The sequence below is a fragment of the Mesorhizobium sp. M1252 genome (genome assembly GCF_040318265.1).
Classification (GTDB): domain Bacteria; phylum Pseudomonadota; class Alphaproteobacteria; order Rhizobiales; family Rhizobiaceae; genus Mesorhizobium.
Genome location: NZ_JAMYLX010000001.1, coordinates 76,689 through 91,413, shown reverse-complemented (window position 1 = coordinate 91,413; position 14,725 = coordinate 76,689). Strand labels below are relative to the sequence as shown.

At 63.4% G+C, this 14,725-nt stretch carries 13 protein-coding genes; 5 read left to right on the top strand and 8 right to left on the bottom strand.

The genetic code is table 11. The annotated features are described in order from the left end of the window. Positions 1-107 precede the first annotated feature (107 nt). Positions 108-539 (bottom strand): TerB family tellurite resistance protein, encoded by a 432-nt coding sequence (locus NKH22_RS00410; protein WP_023821485.1) that lies wholly within the window; start codon positions 537-539, stop codon positions 108-110. Between the two features lie 195 nt (positions 540-734). Here NKH22_RS00410 and NKH22_RS00405 point away from each other — a divergent pair, with 195 nt between their 5' ends. After that, on the top strand, positions 735-1,520 hold the full coding sequence (locus NKH22_RS00405) for a TSUP family transporter (RefSeq protein ID WP_023821486.1): 786 nt from the start codon (positions 735-737) through the stop codon (positions 1,518-1,520). A gap of 52 nt (positions 1,521-1,572) precedes the next feature. Beyond that, positions 1,573-1,743 carry a hypothetical protein gene (locus NKH22_RS00400; protein WP_023821487.1) on the top strand — a complete coding sequence of 57 codons (171 nt, stop codon included), beginning with the start codon at positions 1,573-1,575 and terminating at the stop codon, positions 1,741-1,743. 149 nt (positions 1,744-1,892) lie between these two features. On the opposite strand, the gene NKH22_RS00395 is transcribed toward NKH22_RS00400, so the two are convergent. Together NKH22_RS00395 and NKH22_RS00390 are read right to left on the bottom strand one after the other, a co-directional pair. Further along, positions 1,893-3,368: a cobyric acid synthase gene (locus NKH22_RS00395; protein ID WP_352908655.1), complete on the bottom strand. Its 1,476-nt coding sequence runs from the start codon at positions 3,366-3,368 to the stop codon at positions 1,893-1,895. A gap of 2 nt (positions 3,369-3,370) precedes the next feature. Next, complete coding sequence (locus NKH22_RS00390) at positions 3,371-3,979, bottom strand: dimethylsulfonioproprionate lyase family protein (protein WP_023670427.1); 609 nt, start codon at positions 3,977-3,979, stop codon at positions 3,371-3,373. A 148-nt stretch (positions 3,980-4,127) separates the two neighbouring features. On the opposite strand from NKH22_RS00390, the gene NKH22_RS00385 reads away from it, so the two are divergent. Both NKH22_RS00385 and mmsB read left to right on the top strand, forming a co-directional pair. Then, the gene (locus NKH22_RS00385) at positions 4,128-5,294 is read left to right on the top strand and encodes an isobutyryl-CoA dehydrogenase (protein WP_023821490.1); all 1,167 of its coding nucleotides are present in this window, start codon (positions 4,128-4,130) and stop codon (positions 5,292-5,294) included. Positions 5,295-5,318: 24 nt separating this feature from the next. Further along, positions 5,319-6,203 carry a 3-hydroxyisobutyrate dehydrogenase gene (gene mmsB, locus NKH22_RS00380; protein ID WP_023821491.1) on the top strand — a complete coding sequence of 295 codons (885 nt, stop codon included), beginning with the start codon at positions 5,319-5,321 and terminating at the stop codon, positions 6,201-6,203. Between the two features lie 424 nt (positions 6,204-6,627). On the opposite strand, the gene NKH22_RS00375 is transcribed toward mmsB, so the two are convergent. The 5 genes from NKH22_RS00375 to NKH22_RS00355 form a co-directional block, all read right to left on the bottom strand. Further along, positions 6,628-8,007, bottom strand: coding sequence for an aspartate aminotransferase family protein (locus NKH22_RS00375; RefSeq protein WP_023821492.1), 1,380 nt, complete (start codon positions 8,005-8,007; stop codon positions 6,628-6,630). Positions 8,008-8,059: 52 nt separating this feature from the next. Beyond that, complete coding sequence (locus NKH22_RS00370) at positions 8,060-8,182, bottom strand: hypothetical protein (RefSeq protein ID WP_023670422.1); 123 nt, start codon at positions 8,180-8,182, stop codon at positions 8,060-8,062. Positions 8,183-8,214: 32 nt separating this feature from the next. Continuing rightward, positions 8,215-10,284 carry a prolyl oligopeptidase family serine peptidase gene (locus NKH22_RS00365; protein WP_352908653.1) on the bottom strand — a complete coding sequence of 690 codons (2,070 nt, stop codon included), beginning with the start codon at positions 10,282-10,284 and terminating at the stop codon, positions 8,215-8,217. Between the two features lie 98 nt (positions 10,285-10,382). Beyond that, positions 10,383-11,543 carry an MFS transporter gene (locus NKH22_RS00360; RefSeq protein ID WP_502900542.1) on the bottom strand — a complete coding sequence of 387 codons (1,161 nt, stop codon included), beginning with the start codon at positions 11,541-11,543 and terminating at the stop codon, positions 10,383-10,385. A 125-nt stretch (positions 11,544-11,668) separates the two neighbouring features. Continuing rightward, positions 11,669-12,844 carry an MFS transporter gene (locus NKH22_RS00355; protein ID WP_352908651.1) on the bottom strand — a complete coding sequence of 392 codons (1,176 nt, stop codon included), beginning with the start codon at positions 12,842-12,844 and terminating at the stop codon, positions 11,669-11,671. 271 nt (positions 12,845-13,115) lie between these two features. Here NKH22_RS00355 and NKH22_RS00350 point away from each other — a divergent pair, with 271 nt between their 5' ends. Next, positions 13,116-14,693, top strand: coding sequence for a trimethylamine methyltransferase family protein (locus NKH22_RS00350; protein WP_352497843.1), 1,578 nt, complete (start codon positions 13,116-13,118; stop codon positions 14,691-14,693). Positions 14,694-14,725: the final 32 nt, after the last annotated feature.

Genomic DNA, 14,725 nt, shown 5'->3' with positions numbered 1-14,725 from the left:
TTCGCGGAGCGAATTCATCGTGCCAGTGGCACGATGAAAGGTCACGAACGCTGGGACGCTGCGAAGCAGCGGGGACCCGGCCGGGCGGCCGTTGCCCCTGGTCTGCCTCACTCCTCCGGCTTCACCACATCGACCGGGCTTATGTCGAGCAAATCGAGCGTGCGGCGCAGCAGCCGCACTTCGCTCTCGGCCAGCTTGGAATCGGCTTTGGCGATCTCCGCCATGTGGAGCGCCAGCAACTTGCGCCGTTCGACATCGATATCGCGGAACAGCGCAATGGCTTGCGAACCGTTGGTCTCGTAGCCGAAATCATTGAGATATTCGATGACCGCGTCGATGCTGGTTTCCGGGATGCCGAAGGCGTCCTTGCAGATACGCCGGAAGGCGACCATTTCGCTCTCCGAAACCGAGCCGTCGGCCAGGATCATGCGAAACAGCATCAAGAGTTCCGCCGACAGCACGGGGTCGTCGGCAACCTTGCGCACGCCGGGGTCACCATCGAAGATCGAGCGTATCTGGTCGAGCAATGCCATCGCCAACAGTGTCCCTTTTTTCCGAGCCCGCCCAGTGCAAACCCAAAACTGCCCAGCGGTATTGGGATAATGACATGCACCACAGGAAATCCAAGCGCAACGCGCTTGGATGGACGTAGCGCGGAATCGGCCTTGCGCAAACCGGATGGCCATGAGAAGGCGCGGCATCGCCTTTCCCGCCGGAATGTTCAGAAAATCCCGATGCTCGACCTCGCTACCCAGACCGTCATCATGCTTGCCTTCGCCGCCTTTGCAGCCGGCTTTGTCGATTCGATAGCCGGCGGCGGCGGGCTGATCACCATCCCGGCCCTGCTGCTTGCCGGCTTCCCGCCGGTCGCAGCACTTGGAACCAACAAGCTGCAGGGCATTTTCGGCACCGCTTCGGCGACCATCCACTACGCCAGGAATGGCCATGTCGATCTGCGTCGACAGCTGCCATCGGCGCTTCTGGCCCTTGCCGGCAGTGCCGTCGGCGCCTTGCTGGCGGCATTCGTGCCAGGTGATCTCCTGCGGGCGCTGCTGCCGCTGCTTTTGATCGCCATCGCGATTTACTTCGCCGTGAAACCCAACATGAACGATGTCGACCGCGCCGAGCGCCTGTCGCCCTTCCTGTTCGGGCTGATCATCGCCCCTTTGGTCGGCTTCTATGACGGGCTGTTCGGGCCGGGAGCCGGCTCCTTCTATATGCTGGCCTTCGTCAGCCTTGCCGGCTTCGGCGTGCTCAAGGCGACGGCACACACCAAGCTGCTCAATTTCGCCTCCAACATTGGCGGCTTCATCGTCTTTGCCGTCGCCGGCGTCGTCTACTGGAAGATCGGGCTGATGATGGGCGTCGCCCAGTTCCTCGGCGCCCGGCTCGGCGCCAGCCTTGCCATCCGCATCGGCGCCCGGCTGATCAAGCCGCTGCTGGTGATCATCTGCCTGGCTCTGGCGGTGAAGCTGCTGGCCGACCCGGCGAACCCATTGCGCCAGCTGATTGGTGTATAAGCCTCACGCCTGATAGAGTGCCGTTGTACGAATCATGTTGGAGGGACCACACATGAATCTTAGTGCACCCACTCAGCTTGTTTTCATCATCTCCCTTGTTGTCGCCATCATCGGCGTGCTCGCCGCGCTTGGCGTTCTTGCGTTCATTCCTCTGGCTGCGGTGTGGATTGTCCTCATCGCATACATCGTGCTTGCCGCCGCCTGCCTGATGCGCGGCGCCTAGGCACCCGCGACCTCTGCAATTCGAAGCGCCCGGTCAAAAGCCGGGCGCTTTTTGCTTTGGATGCATGGTCTGTTAGGGTCTTCCGCGGAAGGATGGCCATGAAGCAAAGCGGACGCGCAGACCCGAGGATGACGAAACGGTGGACGGCCCTACCTCGCTAACCCAAAAATCGCATCGCAATCGAGATGGCGCTCCAGTTCGGCTGCGATCTCGTCCAGAGCGTTTTCCACGTCCGCCCGATAGTCGATGCCGCCGCCTTTCACGCCGAGGCTTTCCAGGAATCTCGCCCGGAAAGCGTCGGCGGAAAACAGGCCGTGCAGATAGGTGCCAAAAACCTTGCCATCGGCGGAAATGGCACCGTCGTCGATGCCGTCGATCACAGCCGAGGGCCGCGCCATGTCCGGCCCGGTGGTGCGGCCGAGATGGATTTCGTAACCCTCAAGCGCCAGTCCAAACGGCACCGAGCGGGCGCTGACATTGCGCACCGTCTTTTCCGGTTCCATCACCGTCTCGATGTCGAGCAGACCAAGACCTTCCGCCTCGGTGACGCTGCCCTCGATGCCATCGGGATCGCGCACCAGGCGGCCGAGCATCTGGAAGCCGCCGCAAATGCCGACGATATGGCCGCCGCGTTTGCGGTGCGTGAGGAGATCGCGATCCCAGCCATTCTCGCGGAACTTCATGAGATCCCCGATCGTCGATTTGGAACCGGGAATGACCACCAGGCCGGCATCCTCCGGCAAGCGCTGCCCCGGCGGCACGAACACCACTTCGACCTGCGGCTCGGCCTTGAGCGGGTCGAGGTCGTCGAAATTGGCGATGCGGCCAAGCATCGGCACGGCGACCTTCAACGCCCGCTTCTCGCCAGATGCCAGGCGTTCGAGCACGACCGAATCCTCCGAAGGCAATCGCGCCGCCGCCTTCAGCCACGGCACGACGCCAAAGCAGCGCCAGCCGGTGAAGCTTTCGATCGACCGGATGCCGTCGTCGAACAGCGAGACATCGCCGCGGAACTTATTGATGAGGTAGCCGACGATCATGCGCCTGTCTTCCTCCGGCAGGATCAGATGCGTGCCGGCGACCGAAGCGATGACGCCACCGCGGTCGATGTCGCCGACCAGGATGACCGGCACGTCGGCGCGCGTGGCAAAGCCCATATTGGCGATGTCGCGGCTGCGCAGGTTGATTTCGGCCGGCGATCCGGCGCCCTCGACGACGACCAGATCGGCGCCCTCACCGACCTTCGTCCAGGATTCCAGCACGGCGTCCATCAGCCCCGCTTTCATTGTCTGGTAGTCGCGCGCTCGCGCCTCGCCGAACACCTTGCCCTGCACGATCACCTGCGAACCGATGTCGCTCTGGGGTTTGAGCAGCACCGGATTCATATGCACGGTCGGCTGAACACCACACGCCAGCGCTTGCAGCCATTGCCCACGGCCAATCTCGCCGCCGCCGGGGCGGTCGTCGCCCGGAATGTCGGCGACGGCGGCATTGTTCGACATGTTCTGCGGCTTGAACGGCCTGACTTTCAGCCCGCGATTCCTGGCCGCGCGGCAGAGCCCCGCCACCAGCACCGTCTTGCCGACATCCGAACCCGTGCCTTGCAGCATGATCGCCTTGGCCATGCTCAGCCCCTGCCCTGCGCGCCGGAAACGGTCGATTTCTGCGCCAGCGGCCCGCCGCGCCAGATGTAGAGCGCCAGCAACGCTTCGCTGCCGGTGCGCATGGCATGGCTGACATTGGAGGCGTGATGGATAATTTCGCCCGCCTGGCGGGTGTGAAAGCCGCCTTCGCCCATGCGCCACTCGGTGCCGCCGGTCAGCGGAATGTAGATCTCCTCGGCAATGTGATGATGGTCGGGATAGGTGATGCCGGGCCCCAGGATCAGCAATCCGGCCGCGACCTCTTCATTGGCGAAATGGCCGCGCGTGCCAAACACCTCCAGCCAGCCGTATTTCTGCAAGAACGCTTCACCAAAATCGCTCGCGTTGTAGGTCTGCCCCCAGCACAGATCGTCACGACGCTCCGCCAGCAGTTGCACCAGAGGCTGCGGGTCCGGCGGCGCCAGTTCGACAATGCGGTCGAGCAGACCAAGGCAAGGCAGCGGATGCGCTTCGAGCACGCGCGCCGTCATATTCCAGCCGATCCGGGTCACGGCGTCCCGCACCAGCGCGTTGTCCACGCCCCGGAGATAGGCATGGAAGCGGTCGAGCAATTCGTCGAAATATGTCGGCACGCAATGCTCCGTTGATCCATTCATGCACAGCGGCTGCGCGGCGAGCCGGGTTGCGCGGCGGCATCATTGGTCTAGATTGAGCGGCGCGCAAAGCCAAAAACAACAGGCCAGCAAGCCAACCCCAGCTGGGGAACACAGGGAGCACGCCATGGACGCCGCGGTCGATGCGAGCACCAGCCAGTTCGAACTCAATGAGGAGCAGCGCGCCATCCAGGAGATGGCACAGGCCTTCGCCGCCGATCGCGTTGCGCCCAATGCGCTCGAATGGGACCGGGCAAGACACTTTCCCGCCGATGTAATCCGCGAGACCGGCCCGCTTGGCCTTGGCGGCATCTATGTCAGGGACGATGTCGGCGGCTCGGCGCTCGGCCGGCTCGACGCCGTGCTGATCTTCGAGGCACTGTCGCACGCCGATCCGGCGTTTTCCTCCTTCATCTCTATCCACAATATGGCGGCGTCGATGATCGACCGCTTCGGCGACGACGAGCAGCGCCAACGCTTCCTGCCGAAGCTGACCTCGATGGAATGGCTGGCGAGCTACTGCCTGACCGAGCCGGGTTCAGGCTCGGATGCCGCGGCGCTGAAGACGCGCGCGGTGAAGAACGGCAACGACTATGTGCTTAACGGCGCCAAGCAGTTCATCTCCGGGGCCGGCGACAGCGACCTCTATGTCGTCATGGCGCGCACCGGCGCCGACGGGCCGAAGGGCATTTCCACCTTCGTCGTGCCGAAGGATGCGCCCGGCCTCTCCTTCGGCGCCAACGAGCTCAAGATGGGCTGGCACATGCAGTCGACCCGCCAGGTGATCTTCGAGGACTGCAAGGTGCCGGCCGCAAACCTGCTGTCGGGCGAAGGCGCCGGTTTCGGCATCGCAATGGCCGGGCTTGATGGCGGCCGCCTCAACATCGCTGCCTGTTCGCTCGGCGGCGCGCAATCTGCGCTCGACAAGGCGCTGTCCTATACCGCCGAGCGCAAGGCTTTCGGCTCGAAGATCAACCAGTTCCAGGCGCTGCAGTTCAGGTTGGCCGACATGGAGACCGAATTGCAGGCAGCGCGGATCTTTCTCTACGCCGCCGCCTCGAAACTCGACCGCAAGGCGTCGGATGCCGGCAAATGGTCGGCCATGGCCAAGCGCTTCGTCACCGACATCGGCTTCAACGTCGCCAACGAGGCGCTGCAGCTGCATGGCGGTTATGGCTATCTTCATGATTACGGTATCGAAAAACTGGTGCGCGACCTGCGCGTCCACCAGATCCTCGAAGGCACCAACGAGATCATGCGCGTCATCATCGCGCGGGCGTTGATTGGCCGCTGAAGCCAGCAAGACCAGGAGAGAACAATGACGACGATCGCCTTCATCGGCTTGGGGAATATGGGCAACCCGATGGCTGCCAATCTCGTCAAGGCGGGGCACGCGGTGCACGGCTTTGACCTGATGCCGGAAAACCTCACTGTCGCCCGCGAGCATGGCGTCATTGTCATGGCGAATGCTGTTGTCGCGGTGAAAGACGCCGATGTCGTGATCACCATGCTTCCCGCCGGCAAGCACGTGCTCTCGGTCTACGAGGACATCGCATCCAAGGCCAAACCAGGCGCCCTGTTCATTGATTCCTCGACCATCGATGTCGAGTCGGCCCGCAAGGCGCATGCCGTAGCAAGGAAGCAAGGGCTGCATTCGATCGACGCTCCCGTCTCCGGCGGCACCGGCGGTGCTGCTGCGGGAACGCTAACCTTCATGGCCGGCGGCGCCAAGGATGCCTTCGCTAAGGCCGAACCGGTCCTGAAGCCGATGGCAGGCCGCATCGTCCATTGCGGCGACGACGGCGCCGGTCAGGCAGCCAAAATCTGCAACAACATGATGCTCGGCATTTCGATGATCGGCGTCGCAGAGGCCTTCGTGCTGGCCGAAAAGCTCGGCCTCTCGCATCAGGCCCTGTTCGACGTCGCCTCGACCTCGTCGGGCCAGTGCTGGTCGCTGACCACCTATTGCCCGGTGCCAGGTCCCGTGCCGGCATCGCCGGCCAACCGGGATTACAAGCCGGGCTTTGCCGCAGCACTCATGCTGAAGGACCTGAAACTGGCGCAGGAGGCGGCCCAAAGCGCCGGCGCGGTGACGCCAATGGGGGCCGAAGCGGCCCAGCTTTATGCGCTGTTCAACGCCCAGGGAAATGGCGGATCGGATTTTTCCGGCATCATAAATTTCCTTCGCGGCAGTTCTCTATAAGTTTCGAATTTGGCAGCGCTTTTCTCGATTTTTATTGCGCGGAAAAATTGCAAATTTAGATTTGCTTAAGCTCTCGATAACCCGGCGGTAACGATGTGCCTATATAACGGATGGCGAGGCGGACATATCGCATCCGCCCGGCGCTCCGGATCAGGTCTCGCGTACCGGAGCCCGTAAGTTTCGCAAGTGTATTGTTGGCGAAATGCCATGCGTATCTGGCAAAGCCGCGTTCCCATGGAGCGCGGTTTTTGCGTCTTGCAGTACTATACTGCTCGATCTGAATTATATTCCGATTGCAGCGTTCGGAATTGCCTCATGGTCTTCATTGACCAGCACGATCGGTGCGCTGACCCCGTCGACCCTGACGATAAGCAGGCGCACAGTCCGGGCGCCCTGTTTGCAAGGCGCCCGGCGCTCGTTCCATCTACTTCTTGCGCAAATCCGCTTGCGCCAGATCCAGCGCTTTGGCGATGCGATCGCAAGCCATGTCGATCGTCGCGCGGGTCCAGATCAGCGGCGGCGACAGGATCATCGTGTCCCCGGTGGCGCGCAGCATAAGGCCTTGCGCGATGGCGTGGTCGCGAATGGTGACGGCGGCACTGCCCGCCGGCAGGAAGCGCTCCTTGGTCGCCTTGTCCTTGACGATCTCGACCGCGCCCATCAGCCCGATCGATCGCACCTCGCCGACCAGTTCGTGGCCGGCAATGCGCTCCTGCAGCGCCTGGGCGAAGTAAGGTCCAGTGTCGTTCCTGACCCTGTCGACTAGGCCTTCTCGCTCCATGATCTCGAGATTCTTCAGCGCCACCGCGCAGGCCACCGGGTGACCCGAATAGGTATAGCCGTGGTAGAATTCGCCGCCCTTTTCGACCAGCGTCGCCGCGATACGGTCGCCGACCAGCAGCGCCGACAGCGGCTGATAGCCCGAGGTCAGTGCCTTGGCCGTGGTGATGGTGTCCGGCTCGATGCCGAAGGTCTGCGCCGCAAACCATTCGCCGGTGCGGCCATAGCCGGTGATGACCTCGTCCAGCATCAAAAGCACATCGTATTTGCGGCAGATGCGCTGCACTTCCGGCCAATAGCTCATCGGCGGTATTTTCACCCCGCCCGCTCCCATCACCGGCTCGCCGATGAAGGCGGCGACCTTGTCGGCGCCGGCCTCCAGAATGGCATCCTCGACCGCCTTGGCCGCGCGCAGGCCGAAATCATGGTCGCTTTCGCCAGGCAGCGCCAACTCATAGGCATAGGGCATCATCACATGGACGATGTTGGGAACCGCCCCGCCGAGCTGCTTGTGCATCAAATCCATGCCGCCGAGCGACGTGCCGGCGACGGTCGAGCCGTGATAGGCCGACTTGCGCGAGATGATGCGGTTCTTCTCCGGTTTGCCTTCCAGCACCCAATAGTGGCGCACGAGCCGCAGCGCCGTGTCGTTGGCCTCCGAGCCGGAGGAGCCGTAAAACACCTGGGCGATGCCCTTGGGCGCCAGCTCGGCCAGCTTCTTCGACAGCAGCACGGGCGTCGGCGTCGAGCATTTGAAGAAGGAATTATAGTAGGGCAATTCCTTCATCTGCGCGTAAGCGGCGTCGGCCAGCTCGTCGCGGCCATAGCCGACATTGACGCACCACAGCCCGGCCATGCCGTCGAGTATTTCGGTGCCGTCGGCATCGTAGATGAACGGGCCGTTGGCGTGGGTGATGATGCGCGAGCCGGTCTCGCGCAATTCCTTGTGGTCGGTGAAGGGATGCAGATGATGCGCGGCGTCAATCTGCTGAAGCTGCTTCAGCGAATAGTTCTGGTAAGTCATGGGTTTGCTCTTTCCTCTGGAATCAAACCGGCAAGCTGCCGGGGCGACTTCGTCAGAGGACGGCGGGCGGCGAATAGCCGATGCGGGCGCACAGCCTGAGCAGTTCGGCGCGCAGCGTGCGCGGCGACGGTGTCACCGCGACCCCGAAGGCGCCGGATGTGCTCATGTAGACCATGGCGGCAGTCTATGCCGCCCGAGGCCCGGAATTCAAGCGGTGCCGCTCAATACCCTTTGCAGGAACACGTATTTCATGGCGGTTTGCGCCGCTTGCGGCCGGCGGTCGCCGCGCCCGCCATGGCCGCCTTCCGTCTCCTCGAAGAACAACGTCTTGCCGTGACCTGCTTCCTGTAGCTTCGCCGCCATCTTGCGGGCATGGCCGGGATGGACGCGGTCGTCGGCGGTTGATGTCGTGAGCAGCACCGGGGGATAGACGGCATCGGCCGAGACATGATGGTACGGCGAATAGGCGGCGAGCCACTTGGCTTCTTCCGGTTTTGCCGGATCACCATATTCGCCGATCCACGAGGCGCCTGGCGGCAGTTCGGTGTAGCGCAGCATGTCGAGCAGCGGCACCTCGATGATGACGGCGCCGAACAGTTCGGGATGCTGCGTCAGGGAAACGCCGGTAAGCAGGCCGCCATTCGAGCCGCCCTGGATGCCGAGGGAAGCAGCGGTGGCGATGCCGCGCCTGACGACGTCCTGCGCCACCGCGGCGAAATCGTCGAAGGCAGTCTGGCGATTGCCCTTCAGCGCGGCCTGATGCCAGGCCGGCCCGAACTCGCCGCCACCGCGGATGCAGGCCTGCACATAGGCGTTGCCCTTTTCCAGCCACAGCCTGCCGCGCACGCCGGCATAGCCGGGCAGCAGCGGTATTTCGAAGCCGCCATAGCCGTAGAGCAGCGTCGGCACCGGACCCTTCTGGTCGCGCCGCCTGACGACGAAATACGGGACCATTGTGCCGTCCTTCGAGCGCGCCTCGAACTGTTCGGAGACCAGCGGCGCGGCGTCGAACCGAGCCGGCTGCGATTTCACGGTGGCCAGCGTCGCCCCGTTATCATCCGACCAGATGATCGAACTCGGCGTCAGGAAATCGGTGAAGGAGAAGGAGACGCTGGAACCGAAATGCTCGGCATGCGCGATGCCGACATTGCCGTTCTCGGGCAGCGCCACCGGCTTCAGCGACCAGCGGTCGCCGCTGCGCTCGGCGACAACGACCTTGCCGCGCACATTGTCCATCAGATTGATGAACAGCCGGTCCTGAGTGCGGGCAATGCCGGCGACCGAAACACGGTGCGCTGGCGCGAGCATGGTTTCAACAGGGCCCAGGTCGCCGGTGTCGATCCAGTGTTCGAAATCGAAGGAATAGAGGCCGTCCGGCAAGCACTCAGTGCCGCCCGGCGCCGTCCATGGGCTGCGCACCCCGAACACGAACCGGCCCTTGAACAGCGCGGTGTCGGTGACATCGTCCGGCAGCGGGATGCGCCGGTTTTCGCCCGACGGCAGGCGCAGAAAACTGTGCGAGGAGAAGAAGGCGATCGTGCGGGCCAGAAACAAATACTGCCTGTCGCCATCATGCTCGACCCCCGCGCCGGCCGCGAGATCCTGCTTCTCGGCCTCGAAGATCGGCGTCGCCTCCTCCAACCGGGTGCCGCGCTTCCACAGCTTGACGACGCGCGGATAACCGGACTGGGTCTTGTCGTCTTCATTGAAGGCAGCCGAGACAATGACCGTGTCCTTGTCCAGCCAGGAAAAGCCGGATTTCGAGGCGGGAGCGCGGAAGCCGCCCTCGATGAATGATTTGGTCTCGATGTCGAATTCGCGCATCTCGCTGGCATCGCCGCCATCCGGCGACATCGCCACCAGGCAAAGGTTGAAATCGGGGTAAAGGCGGCTGGCGCCGCTGAACACCCACTTCACCCCCTCCTTGGCCGACAGCACGTCGAAGTCGATGATCGTCTCCCACACAGGCTTCTCGGTCTTGTAGGAAGCAACCGTCGTGCGGCGCCAGAGGCCGAGCACATTGGTCTTGTCCTGCCAGAAATTATAGACTTGGCCGTTGAGCGCGGCACCGACCGCAATGTTGTCCTCGGCCGTCATCAGGTCGAGCGCCGTCTCGAAGGCCGCCTGGTAGGACGGATCGCCCTGTAGTTCGGCCACGGTGATCTCGTTCTGGCGATGCACCCAGTCGAGCGATTCCTTGCTGGCCCGGTCCTCCAACCAGAGGAACTTGTCCTCCACGGTGGCATCCGTCTGGCGTTTTGTCGTCGATTGGGTCACGCATGGTCTCCAGGCTATTGGCGGGCAGCCCTGCCTACATCGCGTTGCAAGCGGTTTTATTCAAGATGGTAACGTCAGGTCATCGGGGGAATGCGACCTCAAACCATCCGCCGGCGCAGGACCGTGGCCACAGCCAATGCCAGACAAACCGTGCCCAGCGTGATCGGCAGGCCGGAGGCGCCGATCACATCCATGACGCCACCCGCCAGCGGCGGCACCACGATGCCGCCGATGCCCCACATCAGCGAGAAGGCGGCATTGCCGGCGACCAGCGCCGAGCCGGTAAAGCGCTCGCCGAGCTCGATGATCGACATGGTGTAGATGCCATATGAGACCGCGCCCCAGATAAAGACACAGGGCCAGATCAACGGCGTCTCGATCAGCAGCGGCAGCAGCACGCAGCCCAGCACCGTCACCACGACGCAGATGAATCGCACCAGCCGCGCCGTCAGCCGTTCCGCCAGCAAGCCGAGCGGCACCTGCATGGCGATGTTGCCTGCGATCATCACCGACAGCAGCGCCGACATGCGCGCTTCCGCGATGCCATAGTGCGTGCCGTAGACCGGCAGCAGCGCCAGCACGCCCTGTTCGAAACCGGCGGCAACGACCACCGCCGACAGCATTAGCCATGCCAGGGGCATGAAGCCCATGACCGAAACCCTGTGCCCGGCTTCGTCAACCTTCGGCAGTCGCGGCAGCACCAGCGCCAGGCAGGCGCCGCAAAAGATGAAGGCGGCGATCCCCACCAGGAATGGCGGCCATCCCACGGTGCCGACAGCGAGCAGGCAGAGCGGCCCGGCAGCGAAGCCGGCCGAGATGATGGTTGAATAGACACCCATGACGCGACCGCGGCGCGATGGCGGCGCCAGTGCAATGACCCAGATTTCGCTCAAGACATAGAGCGGATTGGTCACCACCCCGATCAGGAAGCGCAGCGGAAACCACAGATAGACATTCTGCGTCCACCCGATCAGCGCCAGAACGATCGCCGAAAGCGCCGCGCAGGTAAGCGCGGTGCGCCCTGCCCCGAACCGGCGCGCCAGTGCCGGGATCAGCGGCGACGAGACAATGAAGCCGATCGGCGTCATTGCCGCCGAGAGCCCGATGATGGCCGGCGAAACGCCCTGGCGTTGCAGGATGAAGCTCAGCAGCGGATAGGACAGGCCTTGCGCGATGGCGAACACCGAGACGGTCGCGATCACGCCGCTGATCGCCGCCCACTGCATCTTCTCGTTGTCAGCTTCCGCCAGGTTCACCATTGGCACCTAAACCAGGTTCAGGACTAGCTTTTCTGTCCGACGCGGGTAAGCCCCGCCCCGGGGAAAACCGTTTGCTCCAGACAAGGCCTGTCAGGAGTTTTTGGCCTGTCAGGAGTTTTGGGCCGTCAGGAGTTTTGGCGCTTGAACGATCGGTAGAGCGCGAAGCTCACCAGCAGCGCGTCGAGTCCGGCGATCACCACCGGCAGGCCGAGCGGACCGATGACCTGCATCAGCGCACCGGCGCCGGGCGGGCCGACAATGCCGCCGGCGCCCCACATCAAGGCAAAGGCGGCGTTACCGGCGACCAGCACGGTTCCCTTGAAGCGGCTGCCGAGCTCCACCAGCGCCATGGTGTAGACGCCATAGCCGACCGCTCCCATGACGAGAAGGACGAGCCAGATCGCCGGCGTCGTGATCAACAACGGCAGCAAAACCGCGCAGGCCGTTGTCGCCAACGCACAGAAGATGATCATCGCCCGCCCGCCGAAACGCTCGGCAAGCAGGCCGAGCGGGATTTGCAGGAAGATGTTTCCCAGCGACAGTGCCATCACCAAGGCCGCCAGCGTCCTTTCGGGCAGGCCATAGGCAGCACCGAAGACCGGCATCAATGCGTAGGTGCCCTGCTGGACCGCCGCCGAAACCAGCACGGCAAACAACAGCGCCGGCGCCAGCCTGGCGAAACCGAAAAAGCCGCCGGGCAATTGGCCGTCATCCTCGAAGCCGGCGAGGCTTGACGAAACAGCACGAAGGATCGCGGCGCACAGGATGAAGCCGGCCATGCCGACCAGGAAAGGAACCCAGCCCGATATCCCTACCGCGGTCAGGACCAAAGGCCCCGCAGCATAGCCAGCGCCCAGCACGGTGTTGAATGCCCCCATCACCCTGCCGCGGCGCGACGGCGGCGCCAGCGACAGCGCCCATACTTCGCCCAGTATATAGAGCGGGTTGATGACGATACCGATGATGAAGCGGATGACGAACCAGCCCACCCAGTCCTGCAGGTAGCCGATGCCGAGGAAGCACAGCGCCCCAATCAATGAGCAACCCACAGCCAGGTTGCGCGCGCCGACCAGCCGAACGGCTGCCGGCACGAACGAGGCCGAAAGGATCAGACCAAGCGGCATCATCGCTGCCGACAAGCCGATCAGCGCCGGCGACATGCCTTGCTTCTGCATCAGCAGCGTAAACAGCGGCGAGCTCAGCCCTTGCGCCGCACCGAACATCGCGAGGGCGGCAGTTACGCCGGCAAGCGCCGCCCATTGCGTCCCCGCTTCGCCATCGCTCGAACCGGTCGCAGCCATGATGCCTTCCACATGAATTGCCGGCCCATCCAGCGGCAAACCACTGAGCTAGCGGTTCGATTTAGGGAAAGGAAGGGCCGCGCCTGAAATCCCCTTGCGCCAAGAGCCGCAGTGGGCGCGTCCTGTCCGCCAATCCCCGGCAAGGTTGTCAGCTATCGGACTGCCGTTCGGGCATGTCGCTTCCATCGTCCTAGTGGTCGCCGCCTCCGCAATGGTCGGACAGCCGCCGGTCCATTATGCCGCCCGCTACCAGCATCGTACGAGGACCATCATGACCGCCGCCCTGCATCCAGCCGAACCGCCTTTGGCAACCGACCGTGCCCGTCGCGGTGGCCGTGCGGGCAAGCGCGCCGGCGGCTCGGCCGCCTTCGAACAGCCGGCTTTTCGGCAACTGAGAAATCCGCTAACGCCGACCAAGCTGGTCTCTGACGACGAGCTGGAATCGATCCACCTCGCCTCGCTGCGCGTCTTGAGGGAAATAGGCGTCGACGTGCTGCATGACGAAGCGCGCCGCATGATGAAGGAAAACGGCGCCGATGTCCGCGAGGGCAGCGAGCGCGTGCGCTTCGACAGCGACATGATCCTCGATCTCATCTCCAACTGCCCGTCGGAATTCACGCTCCATGCCCGCAACCCGGCGCACAATGTGCGCTTCGGCGGCAACAATGTGATCCTGTCGATGATGGCGTCGGCACCGAACTGCTCCGACCTCGATCGCGGCCGCCGTCCGGGCAACCAGCAGGACTACCGCAACTTCCTGCGTCTGGCGCAGATGCACAACATCCTGAACTGCACCGGCGGTTATCCGGTCGAGCCGACCGACATCCATCCTTCCGTGCGCCACCTCGAATGCATCCGCGACCTCGCCACGCTGACCGACAAGGTGTTCCACATCTATTCGCTCGGCAAGGAGCGCAATGTCGACGGCATCGAGATCGCCAGGATCGCCCGCGGCATCAGCCATGAGCAGATGCTCGAAGAGCCGTCCGTCTTCACCATCATCAACACCAATTCGCCGCTGAAACTGGATGTGCCGATGATGGAAGGCATCATCCAGATGTCGAGCAAGGGTCAGGTCGTCGTCATCACGCCCTTCACCCTGTCCGGCGCGATGGCGCCGGTGACCATCGCCGGTGCGCTGGTGCAGCAAAATGCCGAGGCGCTGTCCGGCATCGCCTTTGCCCAGATGGTGAGAAAGGGCGCGCCGGTTGGCTATGGCGGCTTCACCTCGAATGTCGACATGAAGTCGGGCTCGCCGGCCTTCGGCACGCCTGAATATATGAAGGCGCAGCTTGTCGGCGGCCAGCTTGCCCGCCGTTACAAGATCCCCTACCGCACCTCCAATACCTGCGCCGCCAACACCGTCGACGCGCAGGCAGCCTATGAAAGTGTGTTCTCGCTGTGGGGCGCCATCCAGGGCGGCGGCAATCTGATGATGCACGGCGCCGGCTGGCTCGAAGGCGGCCTGCGCTGTTCCTACGAGAAGACCATGCTGGACATTGACCTGTTGCAGATGGTGGCCGAGTTCCTCACCCCGCTCGACCTGTCCGACGAAGCGCTCGGCTTCGACGCCATCCAGTCGGTCGGCCCCGGCGGCCATTTCTTCGGCACCCAGCACACGCAGGACCGCTACAAGACAGCCTTCTACTCGCCCATCCTCTCCGACTGGCGCAATTTCGAGACCTGGGCCGAAGCCGGATCGCCGACCGCGCTGGAAAAGGCCAACAAGGTCTGGAAGGAGCGGCTGGCATCCTACGAGGAACCCTATATGGACCCGGCAATTCGCGAAGAGCTCAACGACTTCGTCGAAAAGCGCACGTCCGAAGGCGGCGCGCCGACCGATTTTTGATCAATGTTGTTGATGAACAGTCGACCCCCACT

Coding starts and splice junctions, on each gene's coding strand:
- NKH22_RS00370 (WP_023670422.1), bottom strand. CDS start 8,182: ATGGTCTACATGAGCACATCCGGCGCCTTCGGGGTCGCGGTGACACCG.
- NKH22_RS00395 (WP_352908655.1), bottom strand. CDS start 3,368: ATGGCCAAGGCGATCATGCTGCAAGGCACGGGTTCGGATGTCGGCAAG.
- NKH22_RS00375 (WP_023821492.1), bottom strand. CDS start 8,007: ATGACTTACCAGAACTATTCGCTGAAGCAGCTTCAGCAGATTGACGCC.
- NKH22_RS00400 (WP_023821487.1), top strand. CDS start 1,573: ATGAATCTTAGTGCACCCACTCAGCTTGTTTTCATCATCTCCCTTGTT.
- NKH22_RS00355 (WP_352908651.1), bottom strand. CDS start 12,844: ATGGCTGCGACCGGTTCGAGCGATGGCGAAGCGGGGACGCAATGGGCG.
- mmsB (WP_023821491.1), top strand. CDS start 5,319: ATGACGACGATCGCCTTCATCGGCTTGGGGAATATGGGCAACCCGATG.
- NKH22_RS00405 (WP_023821486.1), top strand. CDS start 735: ATGCTCGACCTCGCTACCCAGACCGTCATCATGCTTGCCTTCGCCGCC.
- NKH22_RS00385 (WP_023821490.1), top strand. CDS start 4,128: ATGGACGCCGCGGTCGATGCGAGCACCAGCCAGTTCGAACTCAATGAG.
- NKH22_RS00350 (WP_352497843.1), top strand. CDS start 13,116: ATGACCGCCGCCCTGCATCCAGCCGAACCGCCTTTGGCAACCGACCGT.
- NKH22_RS00360 (WP_502900542.1), bottom strand. CDS start 11,543: ATGGTGAACCTGGCGGAAGCTGACAACGAGAAGATGCAGTGGGCGGCG.